Source organism: Enterococcus sp. AZ170 (genome assembly GCF_050545135.1).
GTDB lineage: Bacteria > Bacillota > Bacilli > Lactobacillales > Enterococcaceae > Enterococcus_L > Enterococcus_L ureilyticus.
On the sequence record NZ_CP172947.1, the window covers coordinates 437,957 to 454,432 of the forward strand.

At 38.8% G+C, this 16,476-nt stretch carries 31 protein-coding genes; all 31 read left to right on the top strand.

The genetic code is table 11. From position 1 onward, the window contains the following. The first annotated feature begins 7 nt into the window (after window positions 1–7). The 31 genes from IGJ55_RS01995 (at window position 8) to IGJ55_RS02145 (ending at window position 16,469) form a co-directional block, all read left to right on the top strand. Entirely contained in the window at window positions 8–313 is a 306-nt protein-coding gene (locus IGJ55_RS01995) for a PTS sugar transporter subunit IIB (RefSeq protein ID WP_069641193.1), read from the top strand. Between the two features lie 415 nt (window positions 314–728). Next, window positions 729–1,037: a 30S ribosomal protein S10 gene (gene rpsJ, locus IGJ55_RS02000; protein WP_002389727.1), complete on the top strand. Its 309-nt coding sequence runs from the start codon at window positions 729–731 to the stop codon at window positions 1,035–1,037. 24 nt (window positions 1,038–1,061) lie between these two features. Beyond that, window positions 1,062–1,691, top strand: coding sequence for a 50S ribosomal protein L3 (rplC, locus tag IGJ55_RS02005; protein WP_010766222.1), 630 nt, complete (start codon window positions 1,062–1,064; stop codon window positions 1,689–1,691). Between the two features lie 25 nt (window positions 1,692–1,716). After that, entirely contained in the window at window positions 1,717–2,340 is a 624-nt protein-coding gene (gene rplD / locus IGJ55_RS02010; RefSeq protein WP_010761689.1) for a 50S ribosomal protein L4, read from the top strand. After that, window positions 2,340–2,630, top strand: a complete 291-nt coding sequence (rplW, locus tag IGJ55_RS02015; protein ID WP_010761688.1) for a 50S ribosomal protein L23 — start codon at window positions 2,340–2,342, stop codon at window positions 2,628–2,630. The genes rplD and rplW overlap by 1 nt, the downstream gene beginning before the upstream one ends. Window positions 2,631–2,668: 38 nt before the next feature. Then, window positions 2,669–3,499 (top strand): 50S ribosomal protein L2, encoded by an 831-nt coding sequence (gene rplB / locus IGJ55_RS02020; RefSeq protein ID WP_025869823.1) that lies wholly within the window; start codon window positions 2,669–2,671, stop codon window positions 3,497–3,499. Window positions 3,500–3,541: 42 nt separating this feature from the next. Beyond that, window positions 3,542–3,820, top strand: coding sequence for a 30S ribosomal protein S19 (rpsS, locus tag IGJ55_RS02025; protein WP_010761686.1), 279 nt, complete (start codon window positions 3,542–3,544; stop codon window positions 3,818–3,820). A 21-nt stretch (window positions 3,821–3,841) separates the two neighbouring features. Next, window positions 3,842–4,189, top strand: a complete 348-nt coding sequence (gene rplV, locus IGJ55_RS02030) for a 50S ribosomal protein L22 (RefSeq protein ID WP_010761685.1) — start codon at window positions 3,842–3,844, stop codon at window positions 4,187–4,189. 211 nt (window positions 4,190–4,400) lie between these two features. After that, on the top strand, window positions 4,401–5,057 hold the full coding sequence (gene rpsC, locus IGJ55_RS02035; protein ID WP_010766221.1) for a 30S ribosomal protein S3: 657 nt from the start codon (window positions 4,401–4,403) through the stop codon (window positions 5,055–5,057). A 2-nt stretch (window positions 5,058–5,059) separates the two neighbouring features. Beyond that, a complete protein-coding gene (rplP, locus tag IGJ55_RS02040) occupies window positions 5,060–5,494 on the top strand; it encodes a 50S ribosomal protein L16 (RefSeq protein ID WP_002356208.1) in 435 nt (144 codons plus the stop codon). Then, a complete protein-coding gene (rpmC, locus tag IGJ55_RS02045; protein ID WP_010761682.1) occupies window positions 5,484–5,672 on the top strand; it encodes a 50S ribosomal protein L29 in 189 nt (62 codons plus the stop codon). The genes rplP and rpmC overlap by 11 nt, the downstream gene beginning before the upstream one ends. Window positions 5,673–5,695: 23 nt before the next feature. Beyond that, the gene (gene rpsQ, locus IGJ55_RS02050; protein WP_010761681.1) at window positions 5,696–5,962 is read left to right on the top strand and encodes a 30S ribosomal protein S17; all 267 of its coding nucleotides are present in this window, start codon (window positions 5,696–5,698) and stop codon (window positions 5,960–5,962) included. Between the two features lie 59 nt (window positions 5,963–6,021). Beyond that, window positions 6,022–6,390: a 50S ribosomal protein L14 gene (gene rplN / locus IGJ55_RS02055; protein WP_010761680.1), complete on the top strand. Its 369-nt coding sequence runs from the start codon at window positions 6,022–6,024 to the stop codon at window positions 6,388–6,390. 34 nt (window positions 6,391–6,424) lie between these two features. Continuing rightward, complete coding sequence (gene rplX / locus IGJ55_RS02060) at window positions 6,425–6,733, top strand: 50S ribosomal protein L24 (RefSeq protein WP_010761679.1); 309 nt, start codon at window positions 6,425–6,427, stop codon at window positions 6,731–6,733. A 26-nt stretch (window positions 6,734–6,759) separates the two neighbouring features. Beyond that, entirely contained in the window at window positions 6,760–7,299 is a 540-nt protein-coding gene (gene rplE / locus IGJ55_RS02065) for a 50S ribosomal protein L5 (protein WP_069641195.1), read from the top strand. A gap of 18 nt (window positions 7,300–7,317) precedes the next feature. Continuing rightward, complete coding sequence (locus IGJ55_RS02070; protein WP_002356214.1) at window positions 7,318–7,503, top strand: type Z 30S ribosomal protein S14; 186 nt, start codon at window positions 7,318–7,320, stop codon at window positions 7,501–7,503. A 35-nt stretch (window positions 7,504–7,538) separates the two neighbouring features. After that, entirely contained in the window at window positions 7,539–7,937 is a 399-nt protein-coding gene (gene rpsH / locus IGJ55_RS02075; RefSeq protein ID WP_010761677.1) for a 30S ribosomal protein S8, read from the top strand. Window positions 7,938–7,968: 31 nt separating this feature from the next. Beyond that, complete coding sequence (gene rplF, locus IGJ55_RS02080; RefSeq protein ID WP_010761676.1) at window positions 7,969–8,505, top strand: 50S ribosomal protein L6; 537 nt, start codon at window positions 7,969–7,971, stop codon at window positions 8,503–8,505. 96 nt (window positions 8,506–8,601) lie between these two features. After that, window positions 8,602–8,958, top strand: a complete 357-nt coding sequence (gene rplR / locus IGJ55_RS02085) for a 50S ribosomal protein L18 (RefSeq protein ID WP_010761675.1) — start codon at window positions 8,602–8,604, stop codon at window positions 8,956–8,958. A gap of 20 nt (window positions 8,959–8,978) precedes the next feature. Beyond that, window positions 8,979–9,479 carry a 30S ribosomal protein S5 gene (rpsE, locus tag IGJ55_RS02090; protein WP_010761674.1) on the top strand — a complete coding sequence of 167 codons (501 nt, stop codon included), beginning with the start codon at window positions 8,979–8,981 and terminating at the stop codon, window positions 9,477–9,479. A 13-nt stretch (window positions 9,480–9,492) separates the two neighbouring features. Then, a complete protein-coding gene (rpmD, locus tag IGJ55_RS02095; RefSeq protein WP_010761673.1) occupies window positions 9,493–9,672 on the top strand; it encodes a 50S ribosomal protein L30 in 180 nt (59 codons plus the stop codon). A gap of 36 nt (window positions 9,673–9,708) precedes the next feature. Next, window positions 9,709–10,152: a 50S ribosomal protein L15 gene (gene rplO / locus IGJ55_RS02100; protein WP_010761672.1), complete on the top strand. Its 444-nt coding sequence runs from the start codon at window positions 9,709–9,711 to the stop codon at window positions 10,150–10,152. Next, entirely contained in the window at window positions 10,152–11,450 is a 1,299-nt protein-coding gene (secY, locus tag IGJ55_RS02105) for a preprotein translocase subunit SecY (protein WP_069641196.1), read from the top strand. The genes rplO and secY overlap by 1 nt, the downstream gene beginning before the upstream one ends. A gap of 84 nt (window positions 11,451–11,534) precedes the next feature. Then, window positions 11,535–12,185 (top strand): adenylate kinase, encoded by a 651-nt coding sequence (locus IGJ55_RS02110; protein ID WP_069641197.1) that lies wholly within the window; start codon window positions 11,535–11,537, stop codon window positions 12,183–12,185. 194 nt (window positions 12,186–12,379) lie between these two features. Further along, window positions 12,380–12,598 carry a translation initiation factor IF-1 gene (infA, locus tag IGJ55_RS02115; RefSeq protein WP_002356224.1) on the top strand — a complete coding sequence of 73 codons (219 nt, stop codon included), beginning with the start codon at window positions 12,380–12,382 and terminating at the stop codon, window positions 12,596–12,598. A 32-nt stretch (window positions 12,599–12,630) separates the two neighbouring features. After that, the gene (rpmJ, locus tag IGJ55_RS02120) at window positions 12,631–12,747 is read left to right on the top strand and encodes a 50S ribosomal protein L36 (protein WP_002288710.1); all 117 of its coding nucleotides are present in this window, start codon (window positions 12,631–12,633) and stop codon (window positions 12,745–12,747) included. An 18-nt stretch (window positions 12,748–12,765) separates the two neighbouring features. Continuing rightward, window positions 12,766–13,131, top strand: coding sequence for a 30S ribosomal protein S13 (gene rpsM / locus IGJ55_RS02125; RefSeq protein WP_010766211.1), 366 nt, complete (start codon window positions 12,766–12,768; stop codon window positions 13,129–13,131). Window positions 13,132–13,158: 27 nt separating this feature from the next. After that, window positions 13,159–13,548, top strand: a complete 390-nt coding sequence (rpsK, locus tag IGJ55_RS02130) for a 30S ribosomal protein S11 (RefSeq protein WP_010761668.1) — start codon at window positions 13,159–13,161, stop codon at window positions 13,546–13,548. A gap of 80 nt (window positions 13,549–13,628) precedes the next feature. After that, complete coding sequence (locus IGJ55_RS02135) at window positions 13,629–14,567, top strand: DNA-directed RNA polymerase subunit alpha (protein WP_010761667.1); 939 nt, start codon at window positions 13,629–13,631, stop codon at window positions 14,565–14,567. 27 nt (window positions 14,568–14,594) lie between these two features. Beyond that, the gene (gene rplQ / locus IGJ55_RS02140; protein WP_069641199.1) at window positions 14,595–14,978 is read left to right on the top strand and encodes a 50S ribosomal protein L17; all 384 of its coding nucleotides are present in this window, start codon (window positions 14,595–14,597) and stop codon (window positions 14,976–14,978) included. A gap of 288 nt (window positions 14,979–15,266) precedes the next feature. Beyond that, window positions 15,267–16,469 (top strand): hypothetical protein, encoded by a 1,203-nt coding sequence (locus IGJ55_RS02145; RefSeq protein ID WP_430607230.1) that lies wholly within the window; start codon window positions 15,267–15,269, stop codon window positions 16,467–16,469. Window positions 16,470–16,476 lie beyond the last annotated feature (7 nt).

Below are 16,476 nucleotides of genomic sequence, written 5' to 3' on the forward strand. Positions count from 1 at the left end.
GGTTGATATGGAAAAAACAATTTTGATTATCTGTGAATCTGGAATTAGTGCTTCATTATTAGTTTCAAAAATTCTAGAGTCACTCAGGGAAAAAAAGTTAGAATACGCAATCGATTATGCACCTGTAAGTCGTGTTCAAGAGAAACTTACGTTTAAAAATTATGATGTATTACTTTTAACACCTCAAGTTGCAAGATATGAGGATAAAATACAGGCAATTGTTGACCAGGAAAAATGCACATCTAAAATCATATTCATCAAACCAGAAGATTTTCAGTATATGAATGTTGAACGAATGATTGGCCAATTGTAAAGAAGTCTTTAATATGAAAAAAAGATAGAGTGAAACGAAAATGTTTTACTCTATTTTTTTTGACCCACATAAAACGATTCTTGCATTGGCATACAAAGTCAGTTTTTCTTCTATTATATAGTTCTCAAATAGATAATTTGATTGGTAACACATAAGAAAATGAAAGGTGAGAAAATCCTTGCAATAAAAAACTGACTTTTTTCTGAAAAAATCCTTGCTATTACTATGTTTCTATAATATAATTACAAAGGTGCTGTTTACAGAAGTGTAAAAGCATTGGTAAATCAAGCTTTTGATCTACCGGCTAAGAAACGAGAGGTTGCGACACGCCCGGACGCTTTGCCACGAACGAGCGTGACGGAAAAATTTTCGTGGAGCTATGTCTACTTTCAAAATAGGCGAAGGAGGGAACAAGATGGCAAAACAAAAAATTCGTATCCGTTTAAAAGCGTATGAACACCGTATTTTAGATCAATCAGCGGATAAAATTGTGGAAACAGCAAAAAGAACTGGAGCTGACGTGTCAGGACCAATTCCATTACCAACAGAACGCTCGCTTTACACAGTTATTCGTGCGACTCATAAATACAAAGATTCACGCGAACAATTCGAAATGCGTACGCACAAACGTCTAATCGACATTGTGAACCCAACACCAAAAACAGTTGATGCTTTAATGAAGCTTGACTTACCATCTGGTGTGAATATTGAAATCAAACTATAAAATCAAGATGATGGAGGTGTACTCATGACCAAAGGAATCTTAGGAAAAAAAGTGGGAATGACACAAATCTTTACTGAGTCTGGTGAATTAATTCCAGTAACAGTAGTTGAAGCTACGCCAAACGTAGTTTTACAAGTAAAAACTGTTGAGACTGACGGATACGAAGCTATCCAAATCGGTTACCAAGACAAACGTGAAGTATTAGCGAACAAACCTGCGAAAGGTCATGTTGCGAAAGCAAACACGGCTCCTAAGCGCTTCATTAAGGAATTCAAAAATGTTGAGCTAGGAGAATATGAAGTAGGTAAAGAAATTAAGGTAGATGTTTTCCAAGCAGGAGACATTATTGATGTTACAGGAACTTCGAAAGGTAAAGGATTCCAAGGCGTTATCAAACGTCACGGACAAAGCCGCGGACCAATGAGTCACGGATCTCGTTACCACCGTCGTCCTGGGTCAATGGGTCCAGTTGCACCTAACCGTGTATTTAAAAATAAAAAACTTGCCGGCCGTATGGGTGGTAACCGCGTAACAATTCAAAACCTTGAAATTGTTAAAGTGGACGCTGAAAGAAATGTAATCATGATCAAAGGGAACATTCCTGGAGCGAAAAAATCATTAATCACAATCAAATCAGCTGTGAAAGCTAAATAAGCGTAGGGAAAGGAGGAACTAAGGAATGCCGAATGTAGCATTATTTAAACAAGATGGAACTCAAAATGGTGAAATCACTTTAAACGAAGAGATTTTCGGAATCGAACCAAATGAAACTGTTGTCTACGATGCAATCATCATGCAACGTGCTTCATTAAGACAAGGTACACACTCAGTAAAACACCGCGGAGAAGTTCGTGGCGGTGGCCGTAAACCATGGCGTCAAAAAGGAACTGGTCGTGCTCGTCAAGGTTCAATTCGTTCACCACAATGGCGTGGAGGTGGCGTAGTCTTCGGACCAACACCACGTTCTTACAGCTACAAACTTCCTAAAAAAGTTCGTCGTTTAGCAATGAAATCTGTATTATCAGATAAAGTTGCTGAAAACAACTTGGTAGCCGTTGAAGCTTTAGGCTTTGATGCACCAAAAACAAAAGAATTCAAACAAGTTCTAACAAACTTATCTATTGATGCGAAAGTATTAGTTGTTTTAGAAACAGGAAATGATTTTGCAGCATTGTCTGCACGTAATCTACCAAACGTTTCTGTAGTAACTTCTGATAACGTAAGTGTTTTAGATATCGTTTCTAATACTAAAGTATTGGCAACACAAACTGCTCTTACTCAAATTGAGGAGGTGCTTGCATAATGAACTTACTAGACGTAATCAAACGCCCAGTGATCACTGAAAAATCCATGCTAGCTATGGACGAAAAGAAATACACTTTCGAAGTGGACACTCGCGCAAATAAAACTTTAGTAAAACAAGCTGTTGTAGCAGCATTTGATGTTAAAGTTAAAAACGTAAACATCATTAACGTGCGCCCTAAATTTAAACGTATGGGCAAACACGCTGGCTACACAAAAAAACGTCGCAAAGCTGTTGTGACATTAACAGATGATTCAAAAGAAATTCAAATTTTCGATGCTGCTGAATAAGCAGTCCATGTTAACTATTAAATGGGAGGGAAAAAGACGTGGCGATTAAAAAGTATAAACCTACCACAAATGGCCGTCGTAATATGACAGCATCTGATTTTGCTGAAATCACGACATCAACACCTGAAAAATCGTTGTTGGCGCCATTAAAAAACCATGCCGGTCGTAACAACAACGGTCGTATTACAGTTCGTCATCAAGGTGGCGGTCACAAACGTCAATACCGTATGATCGACTTCAAACGTAATAAAGATAACGTTGTAGCGGTTGTCAAAACTATCGAGTATGATCCAAACCGTTCTGCTAACATCGCGTTAGTACATTACGAAGATGGAATCAAAGCATACATTCTAGCACCAAAAGGATTGGAAGTAGGCATGCGCCTTGTTTCCGGTACAGATGCAGATATTAAAGTAGGGAACGCATTACCATTGGAAAACATTCCAGTCGGTACTGTTGTCCACAACATTGAAATGAAACCTGGTAAAGGCGGTCAATTGATCCGTTCTGCTGGAACAAGTGCTCAAGTACTTGGTAAAGAAGGCAAATACGTATTAATCCGTTTGAACTCTGGTGAAGTTCGTATGATCTTAGCAACTTGCCGTGCAACTATCGGTTCTGTTGGTAACGAACAACACGAATTAATCAACATTGGTAAAGCAGGCCGCTCTCGTTGGATGCGTAAACGCCCAACAGTTCGTGGTAGCGTAATGAACCCGAACGATCACCCACACGGTGGTGGTGAAGGGAAACAACCGATTGGACGTAAAGCTCCTGTATCACCTTGGGGTCAACCAGCTATCGGCTTGAAAACTCGTAATAAAAGAGCTAAATCCGACAAATTTATCGTTCGTCGTCGTACTAAATAATTTTTTTGACCATGTGTCGTACATTTTGAGAGGAGGTTCACCATGGGTCGTAGTTTGAAAAAAGGACCTTTCGCTGATGAGCATTTAATGAAAAAAGTTGAAGCTCAACAAGGTGCCGAAAAGAAGAAAGTAATTAAAACTTGGTCTCGCCGTTCTACAATTTTTCCAACATTCGTTGGATTTACAATTGCCGTATATGATGGACGTAAACACGTTCCAGTATATATCCAAGAAGATATGGTAGGACATAAATTAGGTGAATTTGCACCAACTAGAACTTATCGTGGCCACGGAGCCGACGATAAGAAAACTAGACGTTAATTTTGAGGGGAGGAAATGCAAATGTCAGAACAAATTACATCAGCTAAGGCAACTGCTAAAACAGTTCGCACTTCACCTCGTAAAGCCCGTTTAGTAATCGATCTTATCAGAGGTAAAAGCGTTGCGGATGCAATTTCTATCTTGAAATTCATGCCAAACAAATCTGCTGGAATCATTGAAAAAGTTTTAATGTCAGCAGTTGCTAACGCAGAAAATAACTTTGACTTAGACGTTGAAAACTTAGTAGTATCTGAAGCATTTGTCAACGAAGGACCAACAATGAAACGCTTCCGTCCACGTGCAAAAGGTTCAGCATCACCAATTAACAAACGTACAAGTCATCTTACAGTAGTAGTATCAGAAAAATAATCTGTTTTAAACAGATGTCACTTGATAAGAGGAGGACCATTATTCTCAATGCTTTGGCATTTTGAAATAGTGGCTGCCGAACCTTAAAAGATTAAGAGGAGGACCATTATTTTTAGTGCTTTAGCACTTAGAGTTAATGGATACCGGACCTCAAGATGAAACCTATTTATTTTAATAAATAGGTGTCAAAAGATAAGAGGAGGGACAATCAGTGGGTCAAAAAGTACATCCAATTGGAATGCGTGTAGGCATCATCCGCGACTGGGATGCAAAATGGTATGCTGAAAAAGAGTATGCTGAGTTCTTACACGAAGATTTAAGAATCCGTAAATTTATCGCGACAAAACTTGCTGATGCCGCTGTGTCTACAATTGAGATCGAGCGCGCTGCAAATCGTGTGAATATTTCAATCCACACAGCTAAACCAGGTATGGTTATCGGTAAAGGCGGATCTGAAGTCGAAAACCTAAGAAAATCATTGAATTCACTAACTGGTAAAAGAGTTCATATCAACATCATTGAAATCAAAAAACCAGATTTAGATGCAAAATTAGTAGGCGAAGGAATTGCACGTCAATTAGAAAACCGTGTTGCTTTCCGTCGTGCTCAAAAACAAGCGATCCAACGCACTATGCGTTCAGGCGCTAAAGGAATCAAAACACAAGTATCAGGTCGTTTAAACGGTGCTGATATCGCTCGTTCAGAAGGTTACTCTGAAGGTACAGTTCCACTTCACACTTTGCGTGCTGATATTGATTACGCATGGGAAGAAGCAGACACAACTTACGGAAAATTAGGAGTTAAAGTGTGGATTTACCGTGGAGAAATTCTTCCAACGAAAAAAAACACTGAGAAAGGAGGGAAATAATCATGTTAGTACCTAAACGTGTAAAACACCGTCGTGAATTTAGAGGTAAAATGCGTGGTGAAGCCAAAGGCGGAAAAGAAGTAGCATTTGGTGAATGGGGTTTACAAGCAACTGAATCTCACTGGATTACTAACCGTCAAATCGAAGCTGCCCGTATTGCTATGACTCGTTATATGAAACGTGGCGGGAAAGTATGGATTAAAATTTTCCCTCATAAATCATATACAAGTAAAGCTATCGGTGTTCGTATGGGTAAAGGTAAAGGGGCACCTGAAGGCTGGGTATCACCAGTTAAACGTGGTAAAATCATGTTTGAAATCGCAGGCGTACCTGAAGAAGTAGCTCGTGAAGCACTTCGCCTTGCATCCCACAAATTACCGGTGAAAACCAAAATTGTAAAACGTGAGGAAATGGGTGGTGAATCGAATGAAGGTTAAAGAAATCAGAGAATTAACCACTGCCGAAATGCTTGAAAAAGAAAAGCAATTCAAAGAAGAATTATTTAATCTTAGATTCCAACTAGCAACAGGTCAATTAGAAAACACTGCACGTATTCAAGAAGTACGTCAATCGATTGCACGCATCAAAACAGTATTGCGTGAACAAGCTAACTAATAGTGGAAGGAGGCCAAACGCGTATGACTGAAGAAAGAAATCAACGCAAAGTTTACCAAGGTCGTGTTGTTTCAGATAAGATGGATAAAACTATCACTGTTGTCGTAGAAACAAAGAAAAACCATCCTATTTATGGTAAACGTATGAAATATTCTAAGAAATACAAAGCTCATGATGAAAACAACACTGCAAAAGTTGGAGACATCGTAAGAATCATGGAAACTCGTCCATTATCAGCTACAAAACGTTTCCGTTTACTAGAGGTAGTCGAAGAAGCAGTTATTATCTAATAAAAACGAGATTTTCCTATATAGATTGAAACATAAAATCTGAAAGGGGGATACACATCGTGATCCAACAAGAAAGCCGATTAAAAGTCGCAGATAACTCAGGTGCTCGTGAAATCTTAACGATTAAAGTACTAGGTGGTTCTGGACGTAAAACTGCTAATATTGGTGACGTGATTGTTGCTACGGTTAAACATGCAACGCCAGGTGGGGTTGTCAAAAAAGGTGAAGTCGTAAAAGCCGTTATCGTTCGTACTAAATCAGGAGCTCGTCGTACAGACGGTTCATACATTAAATTTGATGAAAATGCTGCTGTAATTATTCGTGATGATAAGAGCCCGCGTGGAACTCGTATCTTCGGTCCTGTTGCACGTGAATTACGTGAAAACAACTTCATGAAGATCGTTTCTCTAGCACCAGAAGTATTATAATCAGGACACGTATCAAAGGAGGTGCGAAACAGTAATGTTTGTTAAAAAAGGCGATAAAGTGAAAATTATCACTGGCAAAGACAAAAATAAAGAAGGCGTTGTATTAGCAGCGTTTCCTAAAAAAGACAAAGTCATCGTTGAAGGTGTTAACATCATGAAAAAACACCAAAAACCAAATCAAGCAGCGCCGCAAGGCGGAATCCTAGAAGTCGAAGCGCCTATTCATGTTTCTAATGTAATGGTGATTGACGGAACAGGTGTAGCTGGTCGTGTAGGTTACAAAGAAGTCGATGGTAAAAAAGTCCGTGTTTCTAAAAAAACCGGTGAAGTCTTAGATAAATAGATTAAAAGGAAGGAGGGGCTTACTAAATGAACCGCCTGAAAGAAAAATATATTAAAGAAATTACTCCAGCATTAGTGGAAAAATTTAATTATAATTCAGTTATGCAAACACCAAAAGTTGATAAGATCGTTATTAACATGGGTGTGGGTGACGCTGTATCTAACGCAAAAAACTTAGATAAAGCAGTTGAAGAATTAGCATTGATCACAGGTCAAAAACCTCTAATCACTAAAGCTAAGAAATCAATCGCTGGTTTCCGTTTACGTGAAGGCATGCCAATCGGTGCGAAAGTTACTTTACGCGGAGAAAGAATGTACGAATTTTTAGATAAATTAGTATCTGTTTCTCTACCTCGTGTACGTGACTTCCACGGAGTAAGCAAAAAAGCTTTTGACGGACGTGGTAACTATACTTTAGGTGTTAAAGAACAATTAATCTTCCCAGAAGTTGATTATGATTTAGTAGATAAAGTACGCGGTATGGACATCGTTATTGTAACAACAGCAAACACAGATGAAGAATCTCGTGAATTGTTAACACAATTAGGTATGCCATTCCAAAAATAATAAAAGGAGGCGAACTACGTGGCTAAAAAATCAATGATTGCTAAAAACAAACGCCCTGCAAAACATTCAACACAAGCGTATACTCGTTGTGAACGTTGCGGACGTCCACATTCAGTTTATCGTAAATTTCATCTTTGCCGTATTTGCTTCCGCGAACTTGCCTATAAAGGTCAAATTCCCGGCGTGAAGAAAGCTAGCTGGTAAACAAGTAAACTCGCATAAAGGAGGTAAATAGTTCAATGGTCATGACAGATCCAATTGCAGATTTTCTAACGCGCATTCGTAATGCAAACATGGTTAAACATGAAAGCTTGGAAGTGCCTGCGTCAAAAATCAAACGTGATATCGCTGAAATCTTGAAACGTGAAGGTTTCGTACGCGATGTAGAATATATCGAAGATGACAAACAAGGCGTGATCCGTGTTTTCCTTAAATACGGTAAAAACGAAGAACGTGTTATCACAAACTTAAAACGTATCTCTAAACCAGGTTTACGTGCTTATGTCAAATCTGACGAAGTACCTAAAGTATTGAATGGTCTAGGAATCGCGATTATCTCTACTTCTGAAGGTGTTGTAACTGATAAAGAAGCAAGAGCTAAAAACATCGGCGGCGAAGTAATCGCCTACGTATGGTAATTTAAAAAAACACACAAGGAGGTGTCTCTAAGTGAGCCGTATTGGTAATAAAATCGTTGTACTTCCTGCTGGCGTCGAAGTTAAGCAAGAAGGAAACAACATTACTGTAAAAGGACCTAAAGGTGAATTAACACGTGAATTTTCTGCTGATATCAAAATGAATATCGAAGGAAATGAAGTAACATTCACTCGTCCAAATGATAGCAAAGACATGAAAACAATCCACGGAACAACTCGTGCGAACTTCAATAACATGGTTGTAGGAGTAAGTACAGGCTTTGAAAAAGGTCTTGAACTTATCGGGGTTGGGTACCGTGCTCAAATGCAAGGGACTACATTAGTTCTTAACGTTGGGTATTCTCATCCAGTAGAAATCACACCACCAGCTGGTGTAACTGTAGAAGTACCTTCGAATACACAAGTAGTTGTAAAAGGCGCTAACAAAGAACATGTTGGTGAATTAGCAGCAAATATTCGTGGTACTCGTCCTCCAGAACCTTATAAAGGCAAAGGAATCCGTTATGTTGGCGAATTCGTACGCCGCAAAGAAGGTAAAACTGGTAAATAATAGCAGCATGAGAGTTATTTTTCAACTTTGTTTGAAAAATAACGATCCGTTGTCTATCGCAGCTTAATAGCTAGCAAATATAAAGAGGTGACAATTGTGATTACAAAACCAGATAAAAACAAAACACGCCAAAAGAGACATCGCCGTGTACGTAACAAAATCTCTGGTACTGCTGAGTGCCCACGCTTGAACGTATTCCGTTCTAACAAAAACATCTACGCGCAAATCATTGATGACGTAGCGGGTGTAACGCTAGCAAGTGCCTCTGCCTTAGATAAAGAAATTTCAGGTGGAAACAAAACAGAAACAGCCGCAGCTGTTGGTAAATTAATCGCTGAACGTGCCGCTGAAAAAGGCGTTAAAGTAGTAGTCTTTGACCGTGGTGGATACCTTTACCATGGCCGCGTGCAAGCTTTAGCTGAAGCAGCGCGTGAAAATGGACTAGAATTTTAGGAGAAGGAGGAACACCATTCATGGTTTATATTGATCCAAAACACTTGGAATTAGAAGACCGCGTGGTTTCTATCAACCGTGTAACGAAAGTTGTTAAAGGTGGACGTCGTCTACGCTTTGCAGCATTAGTTGTTGTGGGAGATAAAAACGGTCACGTTGGCTTTGGGACTGGTAAAGCACAAGAAGTGCCAGAAGCAATCCGTAAAGCAATCGAAGACGCGAAGAAAAACTTAGTGGAAGTACCTATGGTTGGTTCTAGTATCCCTCACGAAGTGATTGGGGTATTCGGTGGTGGCCGTATCCTTATGAAACCTGCAGTAGAAGGTTCTGGGGTAGCCGCTGGTGGACCAGTTCGTGCCGTATTGGAATTAGCTGGTGTAGCAGATATTACATCAAAATCATTAGGTTCAAACACACCAATCAACGTTGTTCGCGCAACAGTTGAAGGGTTAAAACAATTAAAACGTGCCGAAGAAGTGGCAGCACTTCGCGGTAAATCTGTAGAAGAAATTTTAGGATAAGGAGGACAAAATAATGGCTGAATTAAAAGTTACATTAAAACGCAGCGTTATCGGACGTCCTCAAAACCAAAAAGATACAGTTAAAGCATTAGGTTTAGGTAAACTAAACAGCTCTGTTGTGAAACCTGCGAACGAAGCAATCAAAGGTATGATCAACACTGTGTCACATTTAGTGGACGTTGAAGAAGTTTAATTTACAATAGTACATTGTTAAGGAGGTGCCAAACCAATGAAACTTCATGAATTGAAACCTGCTGAAGGTTCACGCCAAGTACGTAACCGTGTTGGACGTGGTACTTCATCTGGTAATGGTAAAACTGCCGGCCGTGGACAAAAAGGGCAAAAAGCTCGTTCAGGCGGTGGTGTAAGACTTGGATTTGAAGGGGGTCAAACTCCATTATTCCGTCGTTTACCAAAACGCGGCTTCACGAACATCAACCGTAAAGATTATGCAGTCATCAACTTAGATGTCTTAAATCGTTTCGAAGATGGAACTGAAGTTACACCTGCTGGATTGATCGAAGCTGGAATCGTGAAAAACGAAAAAGCTGGAATCAAAGTTCTTGCTAATGGTGAATTAACAACTAAAAAATTAACTGTGAAAGCAGCTAAATTCTCTAAAGCAGCAGAAGAAGCAATTGTTGCAGCTGGTGGATCAATCGAGGTGATCTAATGTTTAAACTGTTAAAAGACGCTTTTAAAGTCAAAGACATTAGATCAAAAATTTTGTTTACTGTATTCATTCTTTTTGTATTTCGTTTAGGTGCGCATATAACTGTACCTGGCGTAAATGCAAAAGGATTGCAAGACTTAAGCAATTTACCATTTTTAAATATGTTGAATATGGTCAGTGGTAGTGCAATGCAAAACTTCTCTATCTTCTCGATGGGGGTTTCACCTTACATTACAGCATCGATCATCATCCAATTATTACAAATGGATATCGTTCCAAAGTTTGTAGAATGGTCTAAGCAAGGTGAAGTTGGACGTAAGAAATTGAATCAAGCAACAAGATATCTAACGATTGTCTTGGGTATTGCTCAATCTATTGGGATTACTGCTGGATTTCAACAATTAAGTTCAGTTGGGATCGTAAAAAATCCGAATATCAGCACTTTTGTGATGATCTCTGTCATTTTAACTGGCGGAACAATGTTTGTTACTTGGTTAGGAGAACAGATTACTGAAAAAGGGATCGGTAATGGGGTTTCAATGATTATCTTCGCGGGGATTATTTCTCGTTTACCTGAAGGAATCAAAGAAATCATTGACGATTACTTTATCAACATCGAATCTTCTAGAATTTGGCAATCTGTCATTTTTATTGTAATCTTGATTATTGCAATTTTAGCTGTTGTTACTTTGGTAACTTTTTTCCAGCAAGCAGAACGAAAAATTCCGATCCAATATACAAAACGTGTTTCAGGAGCGCCAACTAGTAGTTATTTACCATTAAAAGTAAATGCTGCCGGTGTTATCCCAGTTATTTTTGCCAGCTCGTTGATTGCAACGCCGAATGCTGTTTTACAGGCCTTTTCTAAGAGTTATGCTGGTGAAGGTTGGTATGATGTAATGACACAAATTTTTAGTTACAATACCGTTCCAGGTGCGATTATTTATACTGTGCTGATCGTCGCTTTCACTTTCTTCTATGCGTTTGTTCAAGTTAACCCTGAGAAATTAGCGGAAAACTTACAAAAGCAAGGAAGCTATATTCCAAGTGTACGACCAGGTAAAGGAACAGAAGAATATATTTCTGGAATGTTAATGAGACTAAGTGTTGTCGGTTCTATATTCCTAGGTTTAGTGGCATTACTGCCGATCATTGCACAAATGATTTGGAAGTTACCGCAATCTATTGGTCTAGGAGGAACGAGCTTACTGATTGTGATTGGTGTTGCTTTAGAAACAGCGAAACAATTAGAAGGTTTAATGTTGAAACGTCAATATGTTGGCTTTATCAATAAGTAGGAGTCGTGTGTTGAGGATCATCCTCAGCACCATTCTTATTGGGCTAGCTTCAAAAGCCAGCCTTTAAAATTAGGAGGAAATGAAATGAACCTCATTTTAATGGGATTGCCTGGGGCAGGCAAAGGTACTCAAGCAGAACAGATCGTGGATACTTATGGTATTCCGCATATTTCTACAGGAGATATGTTCCGTGCTGCGATGAAAAACGAAACTGCTCTTGGCTTAGAAGCGAAATCTTATATCGATAAAGGTGCTTTGGTTCCTGACGATGTAACAAATGGAATCGTCAAAGAACGTTTGGCAGAACCAGATACTGATAAAGGTTTTTTATTAGATGGTTTTCCACGGACTTTGGATCAAGCAGAAGCTTTAGATAAAATGTTAACAGAGTTAAATAAAAAAATTGATGCTGTCATCGACATCCATGTCGAAGAAGAAATTTTGGTTGAACGCTTAGCTGGTCGGTTTATCTGCCGAACGTGCGGAGCTACCTATCACAAAATCTTTAATCCTCCTACCGTAGAAGGAACATGCGATCGTTGCGGCGGACATGAATTTTATCAAAGAGAAGATGATAAGCCCGAAACGGTCAAAAACCGTCTGGCTGTCAACATCAAAAGTAGTGCACCAATTTTAGACTTTTACAAGGCTAAAAACGTATTGCATACAATAGATGGGAATCGCGAGATCGATACTGTTTTTTCTGAAGTGAAAGAAATCATTGAAAAAAAATAGTTGTTTGAATTGCCGCAAGCTTACCATTTGTGTTTGATTCAGATTCTCTTGCCAAATAGAAAAATTTATGATAGAATGTATCAGTCCGACTTCTACCTTTTTGTGGAAGTTTAATTGAAAATTCTAGGTGGGGGCTGAAGTTTCCGCCATTTTATCGTGTGAAAATGCGAAACAAGTACAAGGAGGTACTGTGCGTGGCTAAAGAAGATATGATTGAAGTCGAAGGTACAGTCGTCGAAACTTTGCCGAATGCAATGTTTAAAGTTGAACTAGAAAATGGACACCAAGTTCTTGCTACTGTTTCCGGTAAGATCCGTATGCACTATATTCGAATTTTACCTGGGGATAAAGTGACTGTAGAGTTATCTCCATATGATTTAACTCGTGGTCGAATCACTTATCGCTTTAAATAATTGTACTCCGTAAAATTCAGGGAGGTATTATCATGAAAGTAAGACCATCAGTAAAACCAATGTGTGAACATTGTAAAGTAATTCGCCGTAAAGGACGTGTTATGGTCATTTGCCCAGCAAATCCAAAACATAAACAACGTCAAGGATAATAGGAGGTGTAACGTAGAATGGCTCGTATTGCAGGAGTAGACATCCCTCGTGATAAACGTGTAGTGATTTCCCTTACTTATATTTTTGGTATTGGTAACACTACTGCTAAAAAAGTTTTAGCAAACGTTGGCGTATCTGAAGATATTCGTGTTCGTGACTTAACAAACGAACAAACAGATGCTATCCGTGCGGAAATCGATAAGTTGAAAATTGAAGGTGATCTTCGTCGTGAAGTGAACTTAAACATCAAACGTTTGATGGAAATCGGTTCATACCGTGGTATCCGTCACCGTCGTGGATTACCAACTCGTGGACAAAACACGAAAAATAATGCACGTACTCGTAAAGGCCCAGCTCGTACTGTAGCAGGCAAGAAAAAATAATTCCTAAGTGAAGGAGGTTAGATCCTCATGGCAGCAAAAAAAGTTAGTCGTAAACGCCGTGTGAAAAAGAATATAGAAACTGGGATTGCACATATCCATTCTACATTCAATAATACAATTGTAATGATCACTGACAGTCATGGTAATGCATTAGCATGGTCATCTGCAGGTTCATTAGGTTTTAAAGGAAGCAAAAAATCAACACCGTTTGCAGCTCAAATGGCCGCAGAAGCTGCAACTAAAGCAGCACAAGAACACGGACTTAAAACTGTTGATGTAACAGTTAAAGGACCTGGTTCTGGACGTGAAGCAGCGATTCGTTCATTGCAAGCAACAGGTTTAGAAGTGACTGCAATTCGTGACGTGACTCCAGTTCCTCATAATGGATGCCGCCCTCCAAAACGCCGTCGTGTTTAATGAGTGCCACTCATTCTGAGTTTGAATTAAGAACGTCATTGAACAAGACACTTTTCGTTTTGAAAGGGGTATAGATAAGAATGATTGAATTTGAAAAACCAAGAATCGAAAAAATTGATGAGAATAGAGATTATGGCAAGTTCGTCGTTGAACCACTGGAAAGAGGTTACGGGACTACTTTAGGCAATTCTCTACGTCGTATTTTATTATCTTCTCTACCAGGAGCTGCTATTACCAATATTCAAATCGATGGTGTGTTGCATGAATTCTCTACCATTAAAGGTGTAAGAGAAGACGTAACTCAAATTATTTTGAATATTAAAGGCTTAGCATTAAAGCTTTATGCAGAAGAAGAAAAAACCCTTGAGATCGATATTACAGGACCTGCTACAGTAACTGCTGGCGATATCATCGTCGACAGCGATGTTGAGATCTTGAATAAAGATTTAATTATCTGTAGTGTCTCTGAAGGAGCTACTTTCCATGCTCGCTTAACAGTGAAACCTGGTCGTGGCTATGTTCAAGCAGACGAAAACAAAAAGGAAGATATGCCAATTGGTGTTCTCCCAGTTGATTCCATCTATACGCCAGTTCGCCGTGTGAACTACCAAGTAGAAAACACTCGTGTTGGTCGTCGTGATGACTTCGACAAATTAACAATGGAAATATGGACTGATGGTTCAATCATTCCTCAAGAAGCCCTTAGCTTAGCTGCTAAGATTATGACGGAGCATTTAGACATCTTTGTTAACCTTACTGATGAAGCGAAAAACGCTGAAATCATGGTTGAAAAAGAAGAAACACAAAAAGAAAAAATGCTAGAAATGACCATCGAAGAACTAGACTTGTCTGTTCGTTCATATAACTGTTTAAAACGTGCAGGTATTAATACTGTACAGGAACTTACAAATAAATCTGAACCAGAAATGATCAAAGTACGTAATTTAGGTCGTAAATCTCTTGAAGAGGTTAAACTAAAACTACATGATTTAGGTTTAGGCTTACGTAAAGACGATTAATACTTTTTACGAAGGAGGAAAACCAACGTGGGTTATCGTAAATTAGGACGCACATCAAGCCAACGTAAGGCAATGCTGCGTGACTTAACTACTGATTTAATTATCAATGAACGTATCGTTACGACTGAGTCTCGTGCGAAAGAAATTCGTTCAACTACAGAAAAAATGATTACTTTAGGCAAACGTGGCGATCTTCATGCTCGTCGTCAAGCAGCTACTTTTGTACGCAATGAAGTTGCTAGCGTTCGTGAAGAAGACGAAAAAATCGTTGTTGAATCAGCTTTACAAAAGTTATTCAATGACCTTGCACCTCGTTATGCTGAACGCCAAGGTGGTTACACTCGTATCTTGAAGACAGAACCAAGACGCGGAGATGCAGCACCAATGGTAATTATTGAATTTGTTAAATAATCAAACTATACCGTCACTTTATAGATGATTCTTTTAGAGTGTTATGATGTTGGAGGCGACTCCTAGTCTAGCTCAACGCTTTCCCTGTCGAACTTGGTTTGACAGGGAAGCACTCATCATAGTATAAGGTGTATTTTTTTGTCCTGAGAATTTTTCTCAGGTTTTTTTTGTTTAAACGATAGATTTTTTATTTTTGTTATTTTATTGCATCCCGATGCAAAGTTTAGTATACTTTCATTAGTCGGAATTTTCTGACAAAACACTAGGAGTTTCAAAAGGGGGAGTAATATGGCACAAATGACCGCGTTCACGTTATTGGTGGGCATCTTGTATATTGGAGATGTTGTTTCAAGTAAAACAAAAGCATGGATTTCATCTGTTTTTGTTTGTGCAGTATTATTTGTTATTGGTTACTGGACTTTTTTTCCAGAAAATATTGTTGAAATCGCTGGAATACCACCAGTCGTCGCTACTTTATTGATGTATTTACTGATTACGAATATGGGAACTTTATTATCTGTTAAAGAGCTAGTAAACCAATGGAAAACCATTGTGATCACACTTTCAGGAATTTTAGGCATCGTTGTTTTATTATTAACCGCAGGTTCAGTTGTTTTTGATTTTAAAACAGTTTTAGTAGCCGTTCCTCCACTAGTAGGAGGCGTTGTTTCATCTTTGATTATGTCAGAAGCAGCCCAAACTGCCGGCTTGACATCATTATCAGTATTGGCTATTTTGATTTATGTAATGCAAGGCTTTGCCGGGTATCCTTTAACGTCCATCATGTTGAAGAAAGAAGGCAAGCGAATGCTTGAAAAATACCGTAGTGGTGAATGGGTTCCAACGCATGAACAAGAAACAAGCGAGAGCTCAGAGAGTGATGAAGATCTTCCCAAATTGTTTAAAGGGATTCCCAAAAAATATCATACGGATTATTCACGAATCTTTCGTTTAGCAATTGTGGCTACATTGGCTTATTATGTCTCACTGTGGTGTGCGCCCTTTCTATCAATCAGTCCGTTTGTATTATGTTTATTTTTCGGTGTTGTCGCCTCATCGTTAGGTTTTTTAGAAAAGCAACCGTTGAAAAAAGCGAATAGTTTTGGTTTTGCAATTTTAGGATTAATGTTATTTATCTTTGATGGATTAAAAAAAGCGACACCAGAGATGCTAGAAGAATTATTCTTACCCATGGTCGGGATCATCATTATTGGGGTGATCGGCATGTATATCTTTTCAGCAATCGTAGGAAAATTATTAGGTGTTAGTAAAGAAATGGCATTTGCTGTGTCATTGACAGCCTTATATGGTTTTCCTGCAGATTATATTATTACCAATGAAGTCATTCAGTCATTAACCGAAGATGAAAAGGAAAAAGAAGCATTGACAAGTCATATGATGCCACCGATGTTAGTCGCTGGATTTATAACCGTTACGATTGTTTCGGTTGTGTTAGCAGGTATCTTTTCGAGTATTTTATTGAGTCTATAGAAATGAG